The sequence below is a fragment of the Elusimicrobiota bacterium genome, from assembly GCA_016706425.1.
Classification (GTDB): domain Bacteria; phylum Elusimicrobiota; class Elusimicrobia; order FEN-1173; family FEN-1173; genus JADJJR01.
The window spans coordinates 1,132,244-1,156,523 of sequence record JADJJR010000001.1 but is presented as its reverse complement, the minus strand read 5'-3'; the positions used below and the strand labels follow the sequence as shown (position 1 = coordinate 1,156,523).

Below are 24,280 nucleotides of genomic sequence, written 5' to 3'. Positions count from 1 at the left end.
AAAACGGCCGGTTCAATAGTCGAAATTTTTGAGGGAGGGGCGGACGCGCTCACCGGTTTTGGGCGCGGGGGCCGTCTCCGGGGCCGCCGGCGCCTTTTTTACGACGGGCGGGCCTTTCTTTAAAGGCTTCTTATTTAACCCTTTAATAGACGGGACCTTCTTGGGCGCCGGTGGGCGGGGTTCCCCCAACCGATCGCCGGGGGCCCGGGACGTCCAACGATTTCCCTCGCCGCCCCCGCGCCAGACCAGGGCCAACCGGTGCCAGGCCCTGTCGCCGCCCGCCTGATCCGCCAGGGCGTAATCCAGCCGCGCCGCCTTGAACTGAAACCCCATCCCGAAAGAAATTTTTTCCAGGAACGACGATTCCTCCAGCCCCCCGCCCGTCTTCACGCCACCGCTCTCCGCCAACAAAGATCCGCCCCGCAGGACCAGGGGCCCCGTCCGGTATTCCACCCCCGCGGTCCATCGATTCTTTTTTTCGGGCAGGTCGAACCGGGCCTGCCCGACCAACGCCCACGCCCCGGTGGTCCAGGCGGCGTCGCAGCGAACCGAGGAGGGCAAGGGATCTCCATCGCGCTCGAATTTTAGTTCCGTGCCGAGGTTTTGGGCCGAAACCCCCAGGGACGCCCGGGGCAGGCGGTAAAGGAGGCCGACGTCCCCCGCCCAGGCCCAATCGGAAGAAACCCCCGCCAGCGTGGACCGAACCCCGCGGCCCGCCAGACCCCAAAACACGTTCGGAACCAAACCACCGCCCAAGCCCGCGGCGAAGGAAAAATCCCCCGCGTCGGTGGAGCCGCCCACCGGCTGCCCCAGGGCGTCGGTGCCGTTCCCCCCGTCCGCAAACAACCCCGTCACCGACAGGCCGGCCACCGGTCCTCGACCGGGCCATCGGCGCGCGACCGCGGCGTGGCCGTAGGACACCCCCTCGTCAAGGGGTCCGTAATTCGCGATCGCCTCACCCGCCACCGGCAGGAGGGCCAAACCCGCCGGATTGTGCCCCATGGCTTCGGCTCCGGTCAGGAGCGCCTGGGACCCGCCCAGGGCCTGGGACCGGACGGACGGATCGAGGGTCAAAAACGCGGCGCCCGGGCGCTCCGCGCGAACGCTCGAAACCCCCACCAACAGGGCGGCCAGGGGGGCGCTCCAGCGCGTCAATGGATCACCGTGAAGCGGGCCCGGACGCGGTGCGTCACCCCGTCCGCCTCCCCGACGGCGACGAGCCGGTAAACGCCGGAGGCCTTCTCCTCGGTCCAGAGGTAATCGTGGTGCGCCGACCCGCTCACAAACCCGGTGGGTTCCCCGCTGAGCCGCGCGCGGTGGACCAACCCGCCCGCGCTGTCGTAAATGGAAATTTCCAAGCGGTCCATGGCGGGCATCCAAATCCGCAGGGTGGGATCTTGTCCGGCCCGCGCGGGGTTGGGGAACGGGGTCGCCGACGCGCTCGCCCCCGCCGGGACGGTCTCCGGCGTCCGGGCCGAGGCGGCCGCCGTCGGGGATTCGTGGTTCTTGAAATCGTAGGCCGCCACCGTGTAGCCGTACAGGGTGTCCGGCGGCAAGCCGGTGTCGTCGTGGGAGGTCGCCGTGACCGTGGCCACGAAAACGCCGTCCCGCCAAAGACGGTAGCCGGCCACCCCGTGGTCGTCGGTGGAGGCCGTCCAGCGCACCCGCAGGCGGTCCGCCGCGAGGGGAACGGCCCGAACGTTGCCGGGGGTCGACGGCGAGGAGACATCGACGAGGACCGCCGCCAGGGCCTCGGCGTTGACCCGTCCGTGGCCATAGAAGATATCAAAGCCGGCGGCGCCCAGGTCGTCGGCGGTCGAGGTCAGGGCGCTTTTGACCTGCGTGACGGTGTACGTTGGCCAATAGGACAACACCAGGGCCGCCAGACCGGCCACGTGCGGCGAGGCCATGCTGGTGCCGGATTCTTCGATATAGCCCCCCCCCAGGGAGGTCGAGCGGACATCCACACCCGGAGCGGTCAACGCCAATTTGGTTCCGAAATTGGAAAAGGACGCGCGCACGTCATTGACGTCCGTCGCCCCCACGGCGATAACGCCCGGCAGGGACGCGGGGGTAAAATTCGCCACGTTGATGGGGTTGCCAAATAAATCGCCGTTGCCCGCCGCGGCCACAAACACCACCCCGTGGGAAATCGCGTAGGCCACCGCGGAAGCAAGCGTGGATTCCGAGCCTTCCCCGCCCCAACTGGCGTTGATGACGTCGGCGCCGTTGTCGACCGCGTAAAGGATCGCGTTGGCCAGGGCCTGAAAAGTCCCGTCACCAAAAAAATCCAACCCCTTGAGCGCCATGATTTGCGCGTCGTAGGCCACCCCCGCCCCGCCTTGGCCGTTGTCCGCGGTGGAGGCCACCGTGCCCGCCACGTGGGTGCCGTGCCCGTTGTCGTCCGTGGGGTTCGCGTTGTCGTAGGCGAAGTTCCAGCCCGTGACATCGTCGATGAACCCGTTGGCGTCGTCGTCCAAACCGTTGGCGGGAATTTCCGCCGGGTTGGTCCAAAGGTTGGCCGACAGGTCGGGGTGGGTCAACTCGACGCCGGAGTCGATCACCCCCACCACGACATCGGCGCCGGTGGTGTGGTCCCAGGCGGAAGTGGCGCGTATGACGCGCAGGCCCCAGTACAAGGAGAGGGCGGGATCGCTCGGGGTGTAGCACGCCCGGGCCCGGCGGTGGGGTTCGACGGACTCCACGGCGGGGTCCGCGCGGTAAGCGGCCATCAGCGCCGACAGGTCGGCCCCGGGGGCGAAGCGAAGGACCGCCGTGCGCTCCAGGGCGTCCCGGAACTCGACGGCGCGGCCGCGCAACTCCGCCGACACCCGCGCCCCCCGCCGAAGGGCCCGGACCCCGCCCATCGGTCGGGGTTCGGAGATCAGGAAACGGCGCGCCTCCAAAAGGCCGCGCGCTCCGTGCAATGTCGAAAGGGAGGCGGAGGGTGTGACCATCGCGGCGCGCGGGCCGCGGCGCACCCCCGCCGGCAGGCCGATGTCCGCGGGGTTTTTGAAACGAACGAGGATTTCCCCCTCCACAATCGGCGAAAAGGGCCGATCGCGCTCGGCCCCGTGGGCGAGGAAAGGCGACAACGACAAAAGGAGGAGGGCGATCCCGCCGACACGCGCGCGATCGCGGGGGGCCATCAAAGCGTCGGGTCGGCGCCCAGGTAGCCTTCCAGGGACTTGAGGGCGCCGGGGGACTCCGCCCATTGGATCTCTTGCTTGAGCCGGGCCATCCGCTCGTGAAGACCAAGGGCCAAGACCCGCTCCGGCGGCAGTCCCGCCAGCGCGTTTTCCAAGGCGGTCCGATGGCGCACCAACAGGTTCTTCTCTTTCTTTTGCTGGGTGTCCAAGCGGGTTCGATACCAGTCCGAGGCGAGCATCGCCTCCAAGGTGAACAATCGGCGGACATCGGGGTGGTTCACGTCTTTCCCTTCCCAATGCCCCTTGGCCATGATGTGAAGGAGCGCCGCCAGGGGCGGCGCGGCCCAGCGAACGCTGCCATCCTCAAAATACCCCTCGGCCACCCGCTTGTGGGCCGCGGCGACGGCTTCGATCCCGTCGGCAAAAACGTCCGGGTCCTGGGTTTCGGGCCGAAGAATCGCCTCGGAGAAAACGATGTCCGGGTTGTTGAAAATCCGTCCAAGAAACTCCCGGGCGAAACGTCGGGTGACACGGTAACCCAGCCGCGACGCGGGGATAAGGCGGCCTCGGTGATCAAAATCGACCAACTTCTCGAGCCGGCCGGTGCGGATCATCTCGTCGGGCGCGCGCTCCTCCGGGGTCAAGCGGGCCCAGATTTCCGGCACCAACAAGCTGATGTCATGGTCGACCCGAACGTGGGGCCCGATGTATCCCGCCGCGGTCGAAAAGCCCGGGGCCCCGGTGAGGACAAAAGCCACGAGGGCGTTGTTCAGATCCACGATCGGCGGCAGGGCGTTGAAGGGCCCTTTGGTCAAAGCCCCTTCCGAGCCGAAGCCGGTGGTGGAGGGCGATTTCCCCGTAAGACTGCTGATGAAATCCATGAACAACTCGGGCAATTCCTGATAATGGATCGGGTTGTAAACGCACAGGGGAGGCGCCCCGATTTTGGCGTCGGGTGGGTTGTTGCGGCGCGCGGGGAGCACGGCGTTCACCGGCCACACCAAGGGCCGGCCCAACAAAACGCGGCGGAAAAGGCGGGAGCCCATGCGCGCAACGTGAGTCCCGCGCGCGTTGACCAAATCCGGCCTGTCCTGAAGATAACGCGGGTTTTTCGATGGTTTCCCATCGACAAGGCGCGGGTGGGCGGACGAAACGAGGAACGTCGGTTTCATATCGATCAAGAAATCCCGCCACACCGCGCGGACGGAGTCGGTGAATTGATCAAACACCGGCGCGTCGTCCACCAGGTCACGGACTTGCGGGCGCGTCAAAGGCTCCCAGTTGGATAAAAACACGTTTTTCCCGGCGATGTCGGCCTCGGCCTGTTTGTCGTAGCCGGGGATCACCGCGTCGTCGGGGCGCTGGAACAGGCGGCGCTCGCAATTGGCGAGCAGCTTGACGCTCGGGCCCGGCAGACCGCTTTCGACGCCGTCCAAGTCCGCGCGGGGGACCACCACGCTGGCGGTGATATCGTCCTCCATCTGGACCTTGTCGGCGGTGTCGAAATCCTGCCGCACCCGGTAGATCCTCCGGGACCCGTCTTTTTCGTATCCCACCCGAATGTAGCTGGAGCGCAACCGATGGCCCTCCACCTTCAATTCGTGCCCGGGGGCCCCGTTGACCATGTCGACGGAAAAGTGGGGGCGCCAATCGTTCCCCCATTCCGGGCGATAGAAGCGCTTTAAAATCAACACCAAATCCAAAATATGGCGGGGGATCGACGCCAACCAGGCGTTGAACTCCGTCGTGTATTCCGGCGCGGGGGTCAAAAGCTTGATGACCGACCCCAGGGATCGCGCCGCGCTGAGGATCGGTCGCGAGGGCCGCGTCATCACGCGGGGGTTGATGAAACGGTCGCCGTAGTTGCGCGCGATGATCGCCGCCACGGCGTCGAGATCCTTTTGAAGATCCGCCACGAAGACGGGGCCCTGCACCATGGCGTCCTCAATGGATTTGGAAATTTCAGATTTCCCCCCGCCACTGACCGTGCTCGGCTTGTGGCACAAGACGCCTTCGGCGGAGATCCCGGCCAAATGCCATCCTTGCCCGCCCACCTGGCGGCTAAGACCCACTTTGTACCCGTTGGGCAAAATGTGGATGTTGCGGGGCGACAATCGAATGTTCTGAAACTTCCCGTTCCACATCCAGGAAACCGTTTTCGAGTGCAAGTCGAAAAGGGCATCCTCGGGAACGTACCAAACCTCGGGATACTCCCGGTCGACGGCGTACCCCTCCGGTTTCACGTCCATCAAGGCGTCGTACATGGCCGTCATCTCGGAAAAGGTCAATCCGTTCTGGGGCACGATGCGCGGCTCTTGCTGGAACCGGCCGCCCAGGTCGTAACTCGCGAAGGCGACCGCGCCGCCGGCGTGCTCTTCCTCGGCCCAACCGAAGAGGTTGGCCGAAAAACTGATTTGGGTTTTGACTTCCTTTTTGCAATAGCCGAAGTAGTTGTCGGCGATGATCGTGAACATGACGCCCCGAGCGTCCCGGGCCGTGATTTTAAAGGCCTGCCCGTCGTTGTACAACTCGTTGGGGTCGGTCCAGAACATCCGGTCCCGCTTTTGGCGATCGGTCGCCTCCGCAACGGGGGGCAAGCCCAGGGCCTTTTTGGTCAGGTTGATCAAATGGGGCGCCAAAAGAACCCCGCCGGTGTGCCCCGTCCACCCATCGGTGTCGAGGGCGGAGTCGTTTTCGGGCAAGTGGGGATCTCCCCCGTTGCCGAAAATGGATTCCACGAAATCCAAATTGCCGACCATCCCCCCGGGGGCGAAAAAACGAATTTCCGTGGTCTTTGCCGAACGGCGTTCGGGAATCGCCGGGCACACCAAAGGGCGCATCAAAAGGCTCACCCAGACCCGGGCCGGGTCGAACCGGCTCGCCGTGTAGGGCAACACCATCATGTCGTCCGGCGGCGCCAGCGCGGCGCGCAACAACGATTGAAACACCGCCTTGGGAACCGCCCGCTTATCGCCGGGAATCGGGAAACCGCCCTCCGCCACATGAAAAACACCTTCGGTGGTACGGCGGTCGTGCTTGGGATTGTGGAGAATGCCCTGCTTGACCCGGTAGGTGCTCACGATGGGGGAGAGAAAACTGTCCTGGTCCGGCGGCAACGAGACGGCCCGCGCCAAACCCGGCAGATCCAAAACGAACGTGTCGGAAGGAAGCGTGGGGACATCGCCCGGAACATCCGCCAAATAGGCGTTGAGAAAGGCCTGCAACCGGTCGTCCACGGGCGCGTGCCGTTGGGACAAGAGGCGGCTCTTTTCTTGATAGTTGCGAAGCAAGGGACGCGCCACGTCGACCAAGGGTTCGACGCCTTCGGGGACAGGCACCCCCAGGGCGGCCAATTTCAAAGCGATGTAGGTGGAGAGGTTATCGGACATGATCGTGATCCATTAATTTATTTTTTTTATTCGCTTCCTCATTTTATCAAACGCGGCGGATCCCGTCGACCCACCCGACTCAGAGCCTCGTCGATGGTGCCCACGGACTGGACGGCGGAGTCCCCTTCCAAAAGGCCGGCCCGCTTCAACAACCGCAAGGGTTGGGGACCCGCCCCGACGAGGACCACCGACCGCCCCCCTTGGCGCAGGTCCGACAACACCGCCTCGAGGGCCACCAAGGCCGTGGCGTCGAGGTGCGGCACCTCGGTCAGGATGAGCACGACGCAGCGCATCTGTTGATGGATCGCCCGCAGGGCCCCGAGGGCGTTCTCGACGGCACCGAAGAACAGCGGCCCGGCGATTTCATACACGAAGACGTCCCGGGGCCAGGCGTGGCCCGTGGCGGAGGGGCCGTGGGACAAAGACCGTCCCCGGGTGTGGCGGGCCATGCGGCGCAGGAACAACAACGCAGCGAGCACGATCCCGGCGGAGACACCGATCACCATATCGAACAAAACGGTCAGGAGAAAACAGGCGGCGAGCACCAAGAGATCCCCCCGCGGGGCCACCCGTCCGAGGTGCCGCACCCGACGAATTTCGGACATGTGATAGGCCACCACCAGCAACAAGGCCGCCATCGCCGCCATGGGCAGTCGGGAAATCCACGGGGCGAAGAGGAGCACCACCCCCAGGACGGTGAGCGCGTGAGTCATGGCCGCCAGGGGGGAGCGGGCCCCCGCGCGAATCCCCGCCGCCGTGCGCGCGAAGGCCCCCGTGGCCGGCAGGCCCCCGAAAAAGGCCGCCGCGATGTTTCCCTGCCCGAGGGCCAGCAACTCGGCGTCGGGGTCGTGGCGCGTGCGCGTCATGCCGTCGGCGACGACGGCGGACAACAGGGACTCAATGGCCCCCAGGAGCGCGATGGCCAGCGCGGCGGGCAACAGGCTTTCGATGTAGGCGAAGCTTAAGACCGGCGCCGCGCCGGACGGGCCCGCCCAGGCCCAGGGCCAAACGAAGGGCGGCGCTCCGGCGGGGATACCGCCTGTGGCGGCGAAGCGTGTCGCCACGGTGGCCGCCCGGAACGAAGGGAAGAGGGATTCCAACGCCGCCACGCCGAAGGTGACGATCGCCAGGGCCCCCAAGAGCGCCGGCACGCGGCGAACGAATTTCGGCCAAACCCAAAAAAGGAAAAGCGTGACGGCCCCGATGGCGCATTCCGTCCCGGACACGGTGGCCCGCGCCGCCCACAGGGCCCCCAGACGAGGGACGAAGTGGTCCGGCAAGGCGCCGGGTTGGAGGCCAAAGAAATCTTTTATTTGAAGGGTGGCGATGACGAGGGCGATGCCCGAGGTGAAACCCGTCGTCACGGGGTGGGGCACAAACTGGATCACCTGGCCCATGCGGGCGAGGCCCATCAAAATCAACAAGACGCCCGCCATGGCCCCGGCCAGCGCCAGGCCCGCCAACCCGTGGCGGGAGGCGATGGGCGCCAAAATGACGACGAACGCGGCGGTGGGCCCCGTGACCTGATACCGCGACCCGCCAAAAAGCGGCGTCAGAAACCCGGCGACGATGGCCGTGTACAAACCGTGCTGGGGCGCCACCCCGCTGGCCACCGCCAGCGCCATGGACAGGGGCACGGCCACCAGACCCACCGTGAGTCCCGCCAACAAATCCCCCGTCAGATCCCGGCGGGTGTAGCCTTCGGCCCAGCGTTCCCGCAGGGCTTGGAACGGTCGTAAACGGAGAACGCGAATCAACTTCCGGGCGGGATCGACAAGGCGCTTCATGGGGGCTCAGAGGTCCCGCAGAACCCGCAGGGCCCGGTCGATGTCGGCGCCCGTCAAAAAAGGGCCGAAGGAAAAACGGAAAGTGCCGTCCGGCAACGTCCCGAGCCAGCGGTGCGCCCAGGGGGCGCAATGCAAACCCGCGCGCACCATCAACCGCCCCTTGGCCCACAGGCGGTCGGCGGTCCGGGCCGGCGCTTCGCCGCCGAACCGGAACGACGCCACCGCCACACGTTCGGCGGCGGCCGATGGACCGAACAGGCGCAGCCCGGGCACGCGCGCCGCCCCGGCCAAAAACGCCTCCATGAGACCGCGCTCGCGGCGTTGCACCGCGGCGGGGCCGCCCCGTCCCCGGAGGAACCGCACGCCCTCCAGCAGCCCCAACAGTCCGGGGGCGTTGTGGCTGCCCGTTTCCAAGCGGTCGGGGTAAAACGGGGGTTGAAATTCTTTTTCCGAGAGGCTGCCCGTGCCGCCGTGGCGAAGAGGCGTCAAATCAAGACCCGGGGTCACGATCAACGCGCCGGTGCCGAGGGGCCCCAAAAGGGCTTTGTGCCCGGGAAAGGCCAGGAGGTCGATTTTCATGGCCCGCACGTCGATCGGCACCGCCCCGGCGGACTGCGCGGCGTCCACGAGGAACGGGAGGCCCTTCCGCCGGGCGAAGGCGCCGAGGGCGGCCAGGGGTTGAAGCCCCCCCGTCACGTTGGAGGCGTGGACCGCGGCCACAAGGCGCGTTCGCGGGCGGAGGCATTTTCCAAGCCGGTCCGGGATCGCGCGCCCGTCCCCATCCACGGCCATCACATCGATGGCGATGCCGAGCTTCTCTTTAAGGGCGTGCAGGGGTCGAAGGACGGAATTGTGCTCGAAGGGGGTGACCAGGGCGCGGTCCCCCCGCTTCCAAGGCAAGCCGAAAATCGCCAGATTGAGGGCGTCCGAACAATTGAGGGTGAAGATCACCCGTCGGGGATCGGGGGCGTTGAAGAGGCCCGCCAACGCGGCGCGACAGTCTTGAAGAATTTCTCCCGAAGCCACGGCCCGGGGGTAGGCGCCCCGCCCCGCGCTGGCCCCCACGGACCGTTGGTAGGCCGCCAAACTCCCGACCACGGCGGGGGGCTTGGGCCAGGAGGTGGCGGCGTTGTCGAAATACAGTTCTTTCAAATTTACGCGACCGGCAAATTCAATTGCACACGGACCGTGCCGTCGGTGCACACGGTGTGGCGGAACCCCAGGCGCTCCGAAACCCGCAACATCTCCAGGTTTTCCTGGCGGATTTCCGCCCACAGATGGGTAATCTTTTCCGCCCGGGCGATTTCGACCATGTGCCGCAGGAAAGCGGTGCCGAGCCCCTTGTTTTGGTAGGGGTCGGCCACCAACATCGTCCATTGGGCCGAAGCGGTGCCCGGCCGGCGCGACAGACGCCCCACCGCCCAGATCCGCCCCGGAGCGCCGCCGACGGCGGGCTGTTCGGCGACCAACACCAATTCCCGGTCGTAATCGACAAAACAAACGCGGCGCAACCGTTCATGGGCGGTGCGGGCCCCCAAATCAAAGGGACGCAAATACCGTGACACGACGCTCCGCTCCGAAAGGTGGCTGTGGTACTCCACCAACAAAGGCTCGTCCTCCGGCCGAACCGGCCGGATCAAAAGGCGCGTCCCGTCCTTGGCCGTGATCTCCTTGTCGAAATCCGTCGGGTAGGGCCGGATGGCCGGGCGCACGCGGCTTTTTTCCTCCTCGGGCGTATAGAGGGCCACCCGCGCGTCCATGGCGACGACCCCTTCGGGAGAAACCAAAAGCGGGTTGATGTCGATTTCTTTAACGGCCGATTGCTCCACGGTGAGCCAGCTGAAGCGGATGAACGCGCGCTCCAGCGCGGCGAGATCCCCGGCTTTTTGGCCGCGCACGCCCTGCAGGGCCTTCCAAATTTTGGTCCGGGACATGAGGCGCAGGGCCAAGGTGCTCGTGAGCGGGGGCAACCCCAGGGCCTTGTCTTTGAACACCTCGACCAGTTTGCCGCCCGTGCCGAAGAGCAAAACAGGGCCGAATTGAGGATCGGGGCTGGCGCCGAGGATGACCTCGTGTCCCTCCCACCGGATCATGCGTTGCACGGTGACGCCGTCAAAGTGACCGGGGCCCTTGATCGATTCCAGGTTGCGGCGAATCGTGTCGAAGGCCGTGCGCGCGGCGTCCGCCGATTGAAGATTCAACATCACCCCGCCCACGTCGGATTTGTGGGTGATCGTTTTGGAATGCAATTTCAAGACCACGGGGTAACCGAGGGCGTCGGCCTGACGGGCCGCCTCCTCGGGCGAATGGGCCAGACGCGTCTCGACCGTCGGGATCCCGTAGGCCGCGAGCAATTGCTTGGATTCGTCCTCCGTCAGGATGCTTCGTCCGGCGGCGCGGGCGCCGTCGATGAGCGCCTTGGCGCGGGCGTAATCGACGCCGGATTCGTGGGCGCCCGCCGACAGGGTCGGGGTTTCGTAGAGGGCCTGCAAGTGAGCGCTGTAGGCCCACATGGTGCAGAAAATCTTGGCCGCGGTGTCGGGGTAATTGAACACCGGGATCCCCGCCTTGGTGAGCACCTGCCGCCCCGCCTCGACGGTTTCGCCGCCCATCCAACTGGCGAGCACGGGTTTGCCCGCCAGCGCGCCGGCCTTGAGCGCCAACTGCTGGGCCGAACCGGTGGCGTCCGTCATGTCCTGGGGGGTCAAAATCAAAAGCAAGCCGTCGGAATTCGTGTCTTTGATCGCCGTTTCCATGGCGCGGCCGTAGCGGCCGGCGTCGGCGTCTCCCAGCACGTCCACGGGGTTGCCGTGGCTCCAGGGGCCGGGGAGAAACCCATTCAACTCCTTCATGGTTTCGGCGCTGAGCTCCGCGAGCTGCCCGCCGTTTTCGATCAACGCGTCGGCCGCGAGGACGCCGGGCCCGCCGGCGTTGGTGACGATGGTCAGGCGGTTCCCCTTGGGACGGGGTTGGCGGGCCAGGGTCCCGGCCATCTGGAAGAGATCCGAAATCGCGTCCACCCGGATAACGCCGCAGCGCTCGAAAGCCGCGTCCAGCACGTCGTCGCGACCCACCAGGGACCCCGTGTGGCTCACCGCGGCCTTGGCGGCCGCGTCGGTCCGTCCCGCCTTGATGACGATGATGGGTTTGGTGAGGGACACTTCACGGGCCGCCGACATGAAAGCCCGGGCGTCGCCGACGGACTCCATGTAAATGACGATGCTTTCGGTTTTGGGATCGTTGCCCAGATAATCGATCAAGTCGCCCCAGCCGATGTCCAACATTGACCCCAGGGAGGCGAAGGCCGAGAACCCGATGTTCTCCCGAAACGACCAATCCAACACGGCGGTGCACAGGGCCCCCGATTGGCTCAAAAATCCGACGTTGCCGGCGGCGGAAATCCCCTTGGCGAAGGTGGCGTTGAAACCCGACGGCGGGCACATGAGCCCCAGGCAGTTCGGGCCCAGAATGCGCATTTTGCCCCGGGCGATGTCCTGGATGCGTTTCTCCAGGGCCGCGCCTTCCGCGCCGAATTCCTTGAACCCGGCCGAAATGACGATGGCCCCGGGCACGCCCAAGGACACACATTCGGCGATGACCTCCGGAACCTTCGGCGCCGGGGTGGCGATGACGGCGAGGTCGACGGCCTCGGGCACGTCCGACACCCGGGGGTAGGCCTTGATGCCGAGGACGCTTGAGCGCTTCGGGTTGACGGGGTAGACGGTGCCGCCGAAAGAGGAAGAGATCATGTTCCACAAAAGGGTCCGACCGACGGTGCCGGCGTGCTCGGTGGCCCCGACCACGGCCACGGATTTGGGGCGGAAGAAGACGTCCAGCGACCCGCGGTCGCCCCGGAAGACGTCGTGGGCGGGATCGGCCTGACCGGCCAGGGAATGGGACAAATCGGAAGAAGACGATGACATGGGAACCCTCTTTTCGTGGAAGGATGGGGGTATTTTATCAAATCCCCGGCGCTTTTTCCCCGAAGGAAAACCGCCGCGCGCGGGGGTTGCAAAGCCCCCCCGCCGGGGTTAGGATTAAGAGGCCCCCCGGTCGGTCGTTCGGGAGGCCCGGAGGTTCCGTGGTCGAGACAGGATCCTCATCCAACGCCTTTTGGCGCGCCCCCCTGGCGCGGACGAAGCGTCTTGCCCAAATGCTCCCCTTGAGGAGACGGTCCGACAAACCGCGGACCCTTTTTCGCCCCGGGGCCATTCGGGGGCACGCGTTCCTGGGCGCGGTCACCTCGTTGCTCACCGTGGCGGTTTTCGTCCCCCCCACGGCGCACTACCTAGAGACCCAACGGCGGCTCGAGCGTCCGGCCTTACGTCGGTCTTCCGCCGCGCTCCGCTTCGCCGAAGCGGGTCTCCGCCGCGGACTGAAGAAACTCGGCGAATCCGAAATCCTTTGGCAGAAAGCCCGGGTCGGCACGGAAATCCCCAATTACAACGACGACATGACGTTCACGGACGAGCGGGGCGGCACCTACCGGGTGCGGTTTGTCCCCGGGCCGTCAGCGACGGACGTCACCATCGTGGCCACCGGCTACGATGAGGAAACCGGCGAAACCCGGAGCGTGCGGGCGGCCTACACCCGCGATGGCATCCGCACCGCCCTCGCCACCGAGGGGACCCTGGCGCTGGGGCCTTCGGTGCACGTGCACTGGGGACCGATCGTTTCGCGCGGGGACTTGCTGTTGGGAAACACGGACGGGTTTCCACGAAAATTCGTGGCGAAAAACATCCTCCGCTGGGACGAAAAAGAGATCCCCACCACCGACCGATATGCCAACGACCGGACCTTGGGCCGCGCCCCCGTTCTGGACATGGAGTATTACCGCCACCGGGCGAAGTTAAGCCGCGTGCCCATGTCCCCCGATGAGGGCGGTCGCCTGGAATGGAGCGGAGAGGGCCCCTGGCCCGCCCTCTCGGACCCCCCCGAGTCCGGGTATTTCCGCGCGTCCAAAAACAGCCTGCACGGCATTCGCTTTCGCGCTTCTCCGGACGGCCGCGCCTATTCCCTGTCCGATCCGACCGCCGTGATTTTCGTTGAAAACGACACCCCCAACCCCGTCGACACTTGGTTGTGGCCCAACGGGGCCAACCTGGAGCTCGAGGCGTTGATCCTGGTGGGCGAGGGCAACAACCTCAATCTCACCACCCAGCGGGGTTCGTTCCGGGCGGTGTTGCCGGCCAAGGCGGCCGATGAGTACGGCCCAGGCGCCCGCCGCCCTTGGCAAACGTTCGCTCCCCTCCTCACGGAGCCGGGGCGCTGTTGCCAACGCATTGCGGACGCCGGGATACGGGGTCTGGTGTGGGTGGACGGGGACATTGTTAAAAAAGACGCGGGACCGATTTCCATCTTGGGAACCGTGCGTGTGGGAGGGACCTTGCAGGCGCGGGACTTGACGATTTATTACGACGACGCCGTTGCGTTGAGCGGCAAAACCGACGGCAAATCGCTCTACCGCGCCGACTGGAAGGAAACGACCGACCTCAAATGACCGGCGCGGCTTTTCGCGGGGGCCAGTACACCGAGGCGGTGATGGACAGGATCAACACCCCCACCACCACGCCGAGGGAGAGCCCGGTCGAGATGTGAACGTAATGCGACGCGAGCATCTTCACGCCCACGAACGCCAGGATCAAGGCCACGCCGAATTTTAAGTAGGCGAACAGCTGGACCAGGCCGCTCACCAAAAAGTAGAGCGCCCGCAAACCCAATATGGCGAACACGTTGGACGTGTAAACCAAGAAGGTGTCCTGGGTAATGGAAAAAATGGCGGGGATCGAATCCAACGCGAACACCAAATCGCTGAACTCCACCACCAACACGGCCAGGAAAAGAGGCGTGGCGTGGAGCGCGCCATTAACCCTGGCAAAGAAACGGTCCCCCCGCAAACCCGTCATGGGCAACCACTTCTTGACCCGCCGAAACAGGGGATTTTCCTCGGGTTTAAACTCTTTTTCCCCCCCGAACGCCATCTGGTAAGCCGTGTACAACAGGAACCCGCCGAACACGTAAAGGACCCAGTGGAACCGCTGAATGAGGGCGGCCCCGATAAAGATAAGGATGAACCGCATGACGAGAGCGCCCAAAATGCCCCATTTCAGCACCCGGGGCTGGTGCTCCGGAGCGACGGAAAAATAGGAAAAGATCATAATGAACACGAACATGTTGTCGACCGAGAGGGATTTCTCGATCAAATAGCCGGTGAGGAACTGCATGGCCTTCTCGGGGCTGAGAAAAAAATAGATCCCGACCCCAAACAACAAGGACACCGCCACCCACACCAGGCTCCAGAGGGCCGCCTCCCTCATTCCCACCGCGTGGGATTTTTTTTGCCCCACGGCCAGGTCGATGTAAAGCATCACCGCGACGATGACGTTGAACAGCACCCACATGACCAACTGGTGGCTCACGACGCGGGCCCGGGCTTGATGGGAAGAAATCCGCGTCGCGCCTGGCGGCAGATTTCAACGAACTCCCCGGTGAAGTCCGCCTTTTGAATGATCCAGTCGAGATAATCCGGGTCTTCTTTAAGGACCTGGGCGAGGGCTTGGTAGCGGTGTTTGCCGAAATTAAAGTAGGCCTCCCCGTCCCGCCAAACCAGTTTCCCGTCACGATCGACGTGGGAGGGCTCCGGCGCGGTGCAAAAAGCGTGGAGGCCGTCCATGTCCTTGGGCAAATCGGCGTAGCGCTTCAGTTGCGCCTCGAGGACTTCCATGGTCGCCCGGGTGTCGGCCGCGGCGGAATGGGCGTTGATCAACTCCTTCCCGCAATAAAACCGGTAGGCCGTCCGCAGGTCGCGCCGCTCCCGTTCCCGGAAAATGATGCTGGCGTCGGCGATGCGTCGCCCCTCCATGGAGAAATGCAACCCGGCCCGGCCAAACTCCTTGGTCAACATGGGGATGTCCAACCGGTTGAGGGCGAACCCGCCCAAATCCGAATCGCCGATGAAATCGAAGAGGCGCTGGGCCCATTGGCCGAACTTCGGCTGGCCGCGCAGCATCTCATCGGTGATGCCGTGGATGGCGCGGGATTCCGCCGGGATTTTGAGGCCGGGGTCGAACCGCTGGCAGAGTTCCTCGGCGCGTCCGTCGGGATGGATTTTGATCATCCCAATCTCAATGATCCGATCCAACTCCAAAAGGAGTCCGGTGGTTTCCAGATCGAAGAAAACGATGGGCCGCGAGAGAGATAGAAACGACATAAAGGAAGGTGATTTTACGAATTTTTCACGTGCGGCGGACGAAAATCCGCTCGGCCACGGCCTCCTCCAGGGCCAACTGCGTCTCCCCCAGGTCCAACACGAAGGCGGGGTAAGTTTGGTGCAACTTGAGGTCCGCCCCGGGGACCAATCCCAACGCCATCAAACGGTGAAGCTCCGGATGGTCTTTAAGCCGCAAATACGCCACGCGGCCCGATTCGCCCGCTTTCATGCGCGCTAAGGGCTCCACGATCGGTGACAATTGATCGGCGTGGCGCCGGCAGCAGTCCCCCGCGGGGATCGCCAACCCGTGCGGGCATTCGGCGGGGTGCCCCAACAAGGTGCAAATGGATTCGCTCACTTCGGCCGAGAGGATGTGTTCAAAAACGCAGGCGTTCGGGTCGATCACCGATCGGTCCAAATGGAGAACATCCGTCAGCAGCCGTTCCGCCAAGCGGTGTCGGCGGATGACGGCCGCCGCCGTGGCTTCCCCCTGGGCCGTCAGATGCGCGCGTCCCCCCTCTTCGGTCACGAACTTTTCCTTGACCAGCCGGTCCCAGGCGGAGGGGTTACCGGCCGCGGTTAAGGCTTCCCGCACGGCGGCGGCCGCCGTCACACCGGATTCGCGTTTGTGCCAAACCAGCCCGAGGGATTCCTCGAGGTCTTCGCGTTCGGCCGTGGGGAGCGGGTATTTGATGGATTCGGTCATAGCACCAGTCCTGGGAAGAGTATCAGCACTTGATTGAGCCCGCCCGCGATCAGCAAGGCAATGCCCAAAACCGCGCCGGTGATGGCCAAAGCGCCCTTCCACCCGCGCTCTTTAAACATCATCAACCATTGGGCCACGCACGGCATGAACAGCGTGATCAGCACCAAACTGACGGTGACCTGCCTTAGATCCAGGGCGCCGTCCTGTTGCAGGCGGTAGAGGCCGGCCGCGCCGTAGTCCCGCCGGAGGAAGCCGATTAAAAACGCCTCCGTGGCCTGGGCGGGCAATCCCAGGAAGCCCTGCACCACCGGGGAAAAGGTTTTTTCCAGGGCCTTCAACGCGCCCCACCGGTCCAAGAAAAAGAGGGCGGCCGTGCCGTAGATGAAAAGCGGCACCACTTCCTTCAAATACCACCAAAGGCGCAGACGCATTTTCATGGCGATGTTGCGCAAAAGGGGGCGCCGAATGGGCGGAATTTCCATGAGGAAGGTGGACCGCGCCCCGGGGAGGACCCGCGAAGCGCCCCAGCCGGCCAGGAGCGTGGTGCCGACGATCACCGCCAGCCACAGGACCAAAACTTTTGGGGAAAGCCCGGCCGCCATCCCCAAAATAACGGCGAGCTGGGCGGAGCAGGGCACCGTGAGCGCCAACAACAACGTCACGATGATCCGTTCCTTGCGCGTATCGAGGATGCGGGTGGTCATGGTCGCCATGGTGTCGCAGCCCAAACCCAAAATCATGGGCAAGACCGCGCGGCCGTTCAAGCCCATCAACCGGAACACACGGTCCAACAACACCGAAAGCCGCGGCAAATAACCGGAATCCTCCAACAGGCCGAAGGCGATAAAGAACGTCGCGACGATGGGCAATATGAGGGCAAAAGCGTAGGACAACGCCATGCTGACAACGCCGTAGGGGCCCACCAGGAAGTCCCGCGCGGCGGCCCAGGGGATCCAACGGTCGGCCATGCGGGTCACGGAGGGGACAACCCATTTGCCGAAAAAAGTGTTCTCGAGGAAATCGACCGCGGTCCCGGCGCCAAAAACACCGACAAACAGGTACACGGCGTACAGCACGGCCGCGCCGATCAAATACCCCGGCCAGGGACGCAGGGCCCACCGCCCGAGGGTTTGGGACAACCCCGGCCGCAAACGCCCCCCCTGGGAAACCGCCTCGGCCACCAATTCCCGCGCGCGGGCCTCCCGCCCCTCAAACAGGATCTGCCGGGGCGTGCGGGCCGTGTAGCGCGCCCTTTCCCGCTCGGCGGTCGCGTAAACGGACTGGTCGGACAAGCCCACCGCCAGGGCCACCCCGGCGGTCAGTGCCGTGTCGTCCCCCGCCAAAAGCGCAATAGCCACGGGGCGACCGCGCGTGTCCTGGAAGGAATCCTCAAGGGCCTGGAGGGATCGTTGTATTTCCGAAGACAGGACCGGCACGGCGACGCTGCGGCCCGCCAAAGGGATCACTTTTTTCAGGGCCGGGACCCCATCGCCCGTGGTGGCCACGGTCGAAATCACTGGCACGCCCAACCGCCGCGACAGCACGTCCGCGTCCACCGCAATGCCCCGGTCCATGGCCTCATCCATCAGGTTTAACACCACGACCAGGGGGATTCCCTGCTCGGCCAATTCCAAGGTCAGCACCAGGCCGCGGCGGAGGTTCTTGGCGTCCAACACGTTGACCACCACGTCCGGCCGCTCCCGCCACAGAAAGTCGCGGGTCACCCGCTCGTCTTCCGATGAAGGCAGAAGGCCGTTCACCCCCGGCGTGTCCACCACCCGCCATTTTTCCCCGCCCAGCCAAGACCCGCCTGTGGACACGTCCACGGTGGTCCCGGGGTAATTGGAGACGGCGGCGTAACGCCCCGTCAACCGGTTAAACAGAACCGATTTGCCGACGTTGGGGTTCCCGACCAGGGCGAGGGTTTTCATGATTGAAATCTTATTTCAATTATAACAAGACGCCCCTCAAAAAACAACTCCCCGACGGCATTGCCGTCGGGGAGCAAGAAATCCGACCCCAGTAGGACTTGAACCTACAGCCTTCTGCTCCGTAGGCAGACGCTCTATCCAATTGAGCTATGGGGTCAAAACGGGGACAACCACCCATCCATCAAAAACAGGAAACGAATTTTACCAAATCTTGGGGTTAATTGACCAATCCAAAGACAACATCAGGCCGGAAAAGACCGTCTCTCCCCCGCCAAAGCGAAGGTTCCCCCGCCCAAATGGTGGAGCGTTCGCACCGAATCCGCCCAACGACTGTCGACAAAAAAAGATGGGTCGGCCCCGGCGCCGACGACCTCGCCCAGAACCAAGGACACGCCCGGCAATTCCACGGTCTTCACCCGGCGGCACTCCAAATACCCCAGGGCCTCCGTCAAATGAGGGACGGGGACCGCCACGCCGGGCTCCCAAGCGGCTCCCGCGCCTCTCATTTTCTCCCCGGTCCGGCCGGAGCGCGCCCCCCAGGCCCGCACGGCGGGCAGCAAGCGTTCGTCGGGGACGTTCAGGACAAAGACGCCCGTTTCCTCGATCAACGCCCGGGTAAAATTGTCAGCGTCCAAGGCGAGCGCGACGGTCGGCGGGGCGTCGTTCACGGGAACGTTCCACTGAACGGGCGCCGCGTTGACACGCCCGGCCCGGGCCGTCGTGACAACCACCAGAGGTCCGTGGTTGATCAACCTCAAACTCTTTTCCAGCGGCACCGGCATCGGCTTCAATTTGAAAAACCCCCCACGACTCGACCCAACAAAAAGCCCACGGTTTTCACCGTGGGCTTTGGGAAACCAACCGAATCAAATGGAGCGGGCGATCGGGTTCGAACCGACGACCTTCTCGTTGGCAACGAGACGTTCTACCAACTGAACTACGCCCGCGCTCGCGAACGCGCCCCCGCCGGGGGTGCGTCCGGCATCCGACACGCTGTGTTCATCGGATCTCTAGCGATTATACAAATCTTTGCCCGAACCGACAAACGCCGAAATCACGCCGGTTTTTTTTCGTTGGAAGGGCTCTTCCCCACCGGCGCGTCGTCGTCTTCGTCGTCCAATTCAAACAGGCCCATTTTCAACTTTGCCTCATCGGACGCCATGGTGCGCGGGTCCCAGGGCGGGATCCAAGCCAAATCGACGTTCACGTCGGAAACCCCGGGCATGGCGCCCACGTCCGCGTGGACCTTGCTGAGCAGGGCGGGACCGTAGGGGCAGGCCGGTGTCGTCAACGTCATTCGTATGTTGACGCGCTGGCCTTTCTTTCCGTCCGGTTTCACGGTCACGTCGTAAATCAATCCCAAATCCAAGATGCTGAGATGGATTTCCGGGTCCATTATGGTTTTTAAAACCGCGCGAACGCTGTCGGGGGTGGGGGCGACGGGGGCTGTCATTTTGTTTTTCCTTTCCATTCTTCCAATCCCTGCAAAAGGGTGTTCCAGGCCAACAGGGCGCATTTGACCCGCACGGGATACTTCTGCACGCCTTCCAAGGCCGACAACTCTTCCAGGTCCTCGGGCAGGTCCTCGGCGGCGCCGTTTTCCAACATCATTTTCTTAAACGCCTTGGCCAACGCCTCCGACTCGCCCAGGGCCTTGCCTTTGAGCGCCTCGGTCATCATCGAAGCCGAGGACTGCGAAATGGAACAGCCGTTGCCCGTCATTTTGATGTCGGCGATTTTTGCGTCTTTGACGGTAAACATCAACTCCAGGCTGTCGCCGCACAGGGGGTTGACGCCCTGCACCTTGACGTCCGGCGCTTCCAGGGCGCCCTGGTTCCGGGGATGGCGGAAATGATCCAGGATGACTTCGCGGTAAAGATCGTCGGTCATCGAACGCTGGGAACGAACAGGCGCTCCACCTGACCGAGGGAGGCGACAAGAGCGTCCACCTCGGCGCGGGTGTTGTAAAGGTAAAAACTGGCGCGGGCGGTGCCGGCCACGCCGAACTTTTTCATGAGGACCTGGCAACAATGGTGCCCCGCCCGCACGGCCACGCCCTCCCGGTCCAAAATGGTTCCGATGTCGTGGGGGTGCACCCCCGGCAATTCAAAACTCACGACGCCGCCCCGTTGCGCGACATCGGCGGGCCCGTGCAAGACGATTTTCGGAAAGCGGTCTTTGAGCGTGCCCAAGGCGTAGCCGGTGATGTCTTGCTCGTGGGCGCGGATGTTGTCCATGCCAACCTGGTTCAAATAGTCGATGGCCGCGCCGAAGGCGATGGCCCCCGTGATGTTGGGCGTCCCGGCTTCGAACTTGTAGGGGAGTTCGTTCCACGTCGCGCGGTCGGGCCAGACCTGGCTGATCATGTCCCCCCCGCCCAAAAACGGTTCCATGGTTTCCAATAAAGCGCGCGGCGCCCACAAAACCCCCAACCCCGTGGGCCCCAGCATCTTGTGGGCCGAAAAGGCGAAGAAATCCGCCCCCAGGGTCTTCACGTCGACGGCCAAGTGCGGCGCCGACTGGGCGCCGTCCACCAACACCTTGGCCCCGACGGCGTGCGCCCGCCGCGCCAGCTCCGTCACCGGGTTGATGGTCCCCAACACGTTGGACATCTGGGTGACGGCCAGCAGTTTGGTGCGGGGCGTCAATAGGCCGTCGAGGCGCGAAAGGTCCAGAAAACCGTCCCATCCCGTCACGGGGATGAACCGCAACACGGCGCCCGTGGCCTGGGCGGCCATCTGCCACGGGATCAAATTGGAATGGTGCTCCATCTCGGTGAGGAGGATCTCATCGCCCGGCTTAAGATTTTTTCGGGCCCAGGAGTAGGCCACGAGGTTGATGGACTCGGTGGCGTTCCGCGTAAAAATCACCGTCGCGGGGTCGGGCGCGCCGATAAAGGCGGCGACTTTGTCCCGGGACTGTTCCATCAAAGACGTCGCCTCCTGCGACAGGGTGTGCACCCCGCGATGGACGTTGGCGTTGGTGCGCTCGTAGTAGGCCGTCATGGACATGATGACCGACATCGGTTTCTGCGTGGTGGCGGCGTTATCCAAATACACCAGGGGCTTGCCGTGGATTTTACGGGACAAAATGGGGAAGTCCAAGCGCAATCGATCGGGGTTGAGGGCGGTCACGGGAGCTCCACTTGAATGTGCGTTCCATCCACCCGCACGCGGTAGGCCTTGACGGGCACGACCGCGGGCATGGTCAGAGCGGCCCCCGTGCGGACATTAAAACGCGCTCCGTGGCGGGGGCATTCCACTTCGTCGCCCTTCAAAGCGCCTTCCCCGAGGGGGCCGTCGTCGTGCGTGCACACATCGTCGATGGCGTAAAAGGCGCCGTCCACGTGGCTCACGGCGAGGCGTTTCCCCTTCAAGCGAAACACCCGCAGCGTCCCCGGCGGCACTTGGTCGACGCTGGCGATGGTTTGAAAATTACCCACCGGCTTCCAGCTTCGCGTCCAAAATGGCCCGCAAACGGTCGGACATCCCCGGGACGGGAATGCGCTGCAGCACGTCCTCGAAAAAACCCTCCACGATGACCCGCTCCGCCTCTTCGCGGGAGAGTCCCCGGCTCATCAAATAAAAACGTTGGTCGTCATCGAGGCTGCCCACGGCGGCCCCGTGACCGCATTTCACGTCGTCCGCCAAAATCTCCAACATGGGGATCGCGTTGGCCCGGGCCCCTTTGGACAGCAAAATGTTTTTCGAGGCCTGGTAAGCCACCGCCTTCTGCGCCTCGGGGGCGATTTTGACCATCCCGGTGTAAACCGACCGCGCGTTGTCGCGCAGCGCCGCCTTGAAGAGCAAATCGCTCGTCGTCGCGGGGGCGCGGTGGTTTTGAAGGGTGTGGTGGGTCAATCGCTGTTCCCCGTCGCCGAACACCAGCCCGTACAAGCGCGCGTCGGCGCCCGGCGCCGCGAGATCCGAGCCGAAATCCGCCCGACTGGTGTCCCCCCCCGTGGCCACCACCAAGGTGGTCAAGGAGGCGTCGCGGTCCAACCGGGCGTTCTGCTTAAGGAAATGCCACCACCCCTTGGGCCAGCGTTGCAGTTGAATGTAATGCAGTCGGGCCCCCGCCCCGAGTACCAATTCCACAACGCCGCAGGACAGATTTTCGCCCTCGGCGGGGGCGGCCGTGAAGTCCTCAATGTAGGTGGCCTGGGCGCCCTCTTCCAACACCACCAACGTGCGCGGAAAAACGGACCGCCCCGCCGCGGCCCCGGCGCCGTGCCCGCCCAGGAAGGGCATAGCCACCGTCACGCCTTTGGGCACGAAAAGGAAAACGCCGGACTCGAAGAACGCGGTGTTCATGGCCGCGAATTTGCCGGACTCCGGGGGGACGATCGTCCCTAGATGGGGCGCGACTTTCTCGGGGAACCGGGCCAGGGCCTCCGCCAAGGGACAGAAGACGACCCCCTGCGCGGCCGTCGCGGGGTCCAGGCGAACCTGGAAAGCCGCCCCCAGGGAAAGCACTTCGCCCGCCCTCTCGGCCGAACGGTCCGACTCAATGAACCGGTCGGGCGCCAAATTCGCCGTCGTTCCCTTCTGGAAATGTTGGGGATCCCAGAAAGTGAGATCCGTTCGACGCCAGGCTTCGTCCTCGGTTTTGGGCCAGGGCAAAGCGTCAAAAAGCGTCCGCGCCGACTCCCGAAGGGCGGCCGGGGAGACCCCCGGGGGATTCGCCGTCGTCATCCCACCGACCCTTCCATTTCCATTTCAATCAAGCGATTGAGCTCCACCGCGTATTCCATCGGCAATTCCTTCACGAACGGCTCAAAAAAGCCGTTGACGATCATCAGGGTCGCCTCCGCTTCGGAGAGCCCCCGCGATTGGAGATAAAACAACTGGTCCTCGCCGATTTTCGACACCGTGGCCTCGTGGCCCATGGAGGTGTTTTCTTCGTCGATCTCCATGGTGGGGTAGGTGTCGGAGCGGGAGGCCGCGTCCATGATCAGCGCGTCGCAACGCACGTTGGACTTGCACCCTTCGGCGCCCTTGTGGACTTTGATCAGCCCCCGGTAGCTGGACCGGCCGCCGTCTTTGGAAATTGACTTGGAGGTGACCACCGAGGTGGTGTGGGGCGCCGCGTGGACGATTTTCGCCCCGGCGTCCTGGTGTTGGTCTTTTCCCGAAAAAGCCACGGAAAGGATTTCCCCCCGGGCGCCCTCCCCCACCAGATAAACGGCGGGGTATTTCATGGTCAACTTCGATCCCAAATTTCCGTCGATCCACTCCACCGTGGCGTTGGCGTGGGCGACCGCGCGCTTCGTCACCAGGTTGTAAACGTTCTTGGACCAGTTTTGAATGGTGGTGTAACGGATCTTGGCCCCGGGCAGGGCGATCAATTCCACCACCGCCGAATGCAGCGAATCGGAGGAATAGGTCGGGGCGGTGCACCCCTCGATGTAATGGACGAAGGACCCTTCGTCCGCGATGATGAGGGTTCGCTCGAACTGCCCCATGTTCTCGGAATTGATGCGGAAATACGCCTGGAGCGGAATGGGCACGTTGACGCCCTTGGGAACGTAAATGAAAGAGCCGCCCGACCACACGGCCGAATTTAAGGCGGAGAATTTGTTGTCGGCCGGGGGGATGATCGTGCCGAAATATTTTTTGACGATCTCCGGATGCAACTTGAGACCGTCGTCCATGCTGAGGAACAACACCCCCAGTTTTTCCAAATCCTTCCGGATGGAGTGGTAGACCACCTCGGATTCGTATTGCGCGGTGACGCCCGCCAGGAACTTCCGTTCGGCCTCGGGGATCCCCAAACGATCAAAGGTGTTCTTGATTCCCTCGGGCACTTCCTCCCAGGTCCGGCCCTGTTTGTCCGTGGGCTTCATGTAATAATGGATGTTGTCGAATTGAATGCCGGCCAGGGCCTTGGAGTCGCCCCAGGTGGGCATGGGTTTGCGGTGAAAAGTGTCCAGGGCGGCGAGGCGAAATTCCCTCATCCAGGCGGGTTCCTTCTTCATTTCGGAAATGCGCTCGACGATGTCCCGCGTCAATCCCCGCCCCGACTGAAAGGTGTAATTGTCGGTCGAGTCGTGGAACCCATATTGATAGTCCTTGCCCAGCCCTTTGAGATCGGTTTTCGAGGACATGG

At 64.1% G+C, this 24,280-nt stretch carries 18 protein-coding genes and 2 tRNA genes; 1 reads left to right on the top strand and 19 read right to left on the bottom strand.

Going from position 1 to position 24,280, the window contains the following annotated elements:
• Window positions 1–12 precede the first annotated feature (12 nt).
• From IPI56_04760 to IPI56_04735, 6 genes are read right to left on the bottom strand one after another with little or no spacing between them, the layout of a single operon-like run.
• Window positions 13–1,155 (bottom strand): hypothetical protein, encoded by a 1,143-nt coding sequence (locus IPI56_04760; GenBank protein ID MBK7545048.1) that lies wholly within the window; start codon window positions 1,153–1,155, stop codon window positions 13–15.
• A complete protein-coding gene (locus IPI56_04755) occupies window positions 1,152–3,149 on the bottom strand; it encodes a S8 family serine peptidase (protein ID MBK7545047.1) in 1,998 nt (665 codons plus the stop codon). Before IPI56_04755 ends, IPI56_04760 begins: the two co-directional genes overlap by 4 nt.
• Complete coding sequence (locus IPI56_04750; GenBank protein MBK7545046.1) at window positions 3,149–6,538, bottom strand: hypothetical protein; 3,390 nt, start codon at window positions 6,536–6,538, stop codon at window positions 3,149–3,151. The genes IPI56_04755 and IPI56_04750 overlap by 1 nt, the downstream gene beginning before the upstream one ends.
• Before the next feature lie 38 nt (window positions 6,539–6,576).
• The gene (dauA, locus tag IPI56_04745) at window positions 6,577–8,325 is read right to left on the bottom strand and encodes a C4-dicarboxylic acid transporter DauA (protein MBK7545045.1); all 1,749 of its coding nucleotides are present in this window, start codon (window positions 8,323–8,325) and stop codon (window positions 6,577–6,579) included.
• A gap of 6 nt (window positions 8,326–8,331) precedes the next feature.
• Window positions 8,332–9,477 (bottom strand): aminotransferase class V-fold PLP-dependent enzyme, encoded by a 1,146-nt coding sequence (locus tag IPI56_04740; protein ID MBK7545044.1) that lies wholly within the window; start codon window positions 9,475–9,477, stop codon window positions 8,332–8,334.
• A gap of 2 nt (window positions 9,478–9,479) precedes the next feature.
• Window positions 9,480–12,248, bottom strand: coding sequence for a bifunctional acetate--CoA ligase family protein/GNAT family N-acetyltransferase (locus tag IPI56_04735; GenBank protein MBK7545043.1), 2,769 nt, complete (start codon window positions 12,246–12,248; stop codon window positions 9,480–9,482).
• A gap of 158 nt (window positions 12,249–12,406) precedes the next feature.
• Here IPI56_04735 and IPI56_04730 point away from each other — a divergent pair, with 158 nt between their 5' ends.
• Window positions 12,407–13,825 (top strand): hypothetical protein, encoded by a 1,419-nt coding sequence (locus IPI56_04730; GenBank protein MBK7545042.1) that lies wholly within the window; start codon window positions 12,407–12,409, stop codon window positions 13,823–13,825.
• On the opposite strand, the gene IPI56_04725 is transcribed toward IPI56_04730, so the two are convergent.
• The 13 genes from IPI56_04725 to sufB form a co-directional block, all read right to left on the bottom strand.
• A complete protein-coding gene (locus IPI56_04725; protein ID MBK7545041.1) occupies window positions 13,818–14,726 on the bottom strand; it encodes a TerC family protein in 909 nt (302 codons plus the stop codon). The two genes, IPI56_04730 and IPI56_04725, sit on opposite strands and share 8 nt — an antisense overlap.
• 14 nt (window positions 14,727–14,740) lie before the next feature.
• Entirely contained in the window at window positions 14,741–15,535 is a 795-nt protein-coding gene (locus IPI56_04720) for a 3'-5' exonuclease (protein MBK7545040.1), read from the bottom strand.
• A gap of 25 nt (window positions 15,536–15,560) precedes the next feature.
• Window positions 15,561–16,241, bottom strand: coding sequence for a metal-dependent transcriptional regulator (locus IPI56_04715; protein MBK7545039.1), 681 nt, complete (start codon window positions 16,239–16,241; stop codon window positions 15,561–15,563).
• Window positions 16,238–18,172, bottom strand: coding sequence for a ferrous iron transport protein B (gene feoB, locus IPI56_04710; GenBank protein MBK7545038.1), 1,935 nt, complete (start codon window positions 18,170–18,172; stop codon window positions 16,238–16,240). Before feoB ends, IPI56_04715 begins: the two co-directional genes overlap by 4 nt.
• Before the next feature lie 83 nt (window positions 18,173–18,255).
• A tRNA-Arg gene (locus IPI56_04705) sits at window positions 18,256–18,329 on the bottom strand.
• Window positions 18,330–18,414: 85 nt separating this feature from the next.
• Window positions 18,415–18,954 (bottom strand): flavin reductase family protein, encoded by a 540-nt coding sequence (locus IPI56_04700; GenBank protein MBK7545037.1) that lies wholly within the window; start codon window positions 18,952–18,954, stop codon window positions 18,415–18,417.
• 89 nt (window positions 18,955–19,043) lie between these two features.
• A tRNA-Gly gene (locus tag IPI56_04695) sits at window positions 19,044–19,119 on the bottom strand.
• Between the two features lie 107 nt (window positions 19,120–19,226).
• The gene (locus IPI56_04690) at window positions 19,227–19,625 is read right to left on the bottom strand and encodes a DUF59 domain-containing protein (protein MBK7545036.1); all 399 of its coding nucleotides are present in this window, start codon (window positions 19,623–19,625) and stop codon (window positions 19,227–19,229) included.
• Window positions 19,622–20,062: an SUF system NifU family Fe-S cluster assembly protein gene (locus IPI56_04685; GenBank protein ID MBK7545035.1), complete on the bottom strand. Its 441-nt coding sequence runs from the start codon at window positions 20,060–20,062 to the stop codon at window positions 19,622–19,624. Before IPI56_04685 ends, IPI56_04690 begins: the two co-directional genes overlap by 4 nt.
• Entirely contained in the window at window positions 20,059–21,306 is a 1,248-nt protein-coding gene (locus IPI56_04680; GenBank protein MBK7545034.1) for a cysteine desulfurase, read from the bottom strand. Before IPI56_04680 ends, IPI56_04685 begins: the two co-directional genes overlap by 4 nt.
• The gene (locus IPI56_04675) at window positions 21,303–21,614 is read right to left on the bottom strand and encodes a non-heme iron oxygenase ferredoxin subunit (protein ID MBK7545033.1); all 312 of its coding nucleotides are present in this window, start codon (window positions 21,612–21,614) and stop codon (window positions 21,303–21,305) included. The genes IPI56_04680 and IPI56_04675 overlap by 4 nt, the downstream gene beginning before the upstream one ends.
• A complete protein-coding gene (gene sufD / locus IPI56_04670) occupies window positions 21,607–22,866 on the bottom strand; it encodes a Fe-S cluster assembly protein SufD (GenBank protein ID MBK7545032.1) in 1,260 nt (419 codons plus the stop codon). Before sufD ends, IPI56_04675 begins: the two co-directional genes overlap by 8 nt.
• Entirely contained in the window at window positions 22,863–24,278 is a 1,416-nt protein-coding gene (gene sufB, locus IPI56_04665; GenBank protein ID MBK7545031.1) for a Fe-S cluster assembly protein SufB, read from the bottom strand. Before sufB ends, sufD begins: the two co-directional genes overlap by 4 nt.
• Window positions 24,279–24,280: the final 2 nt, after the last annotated feature.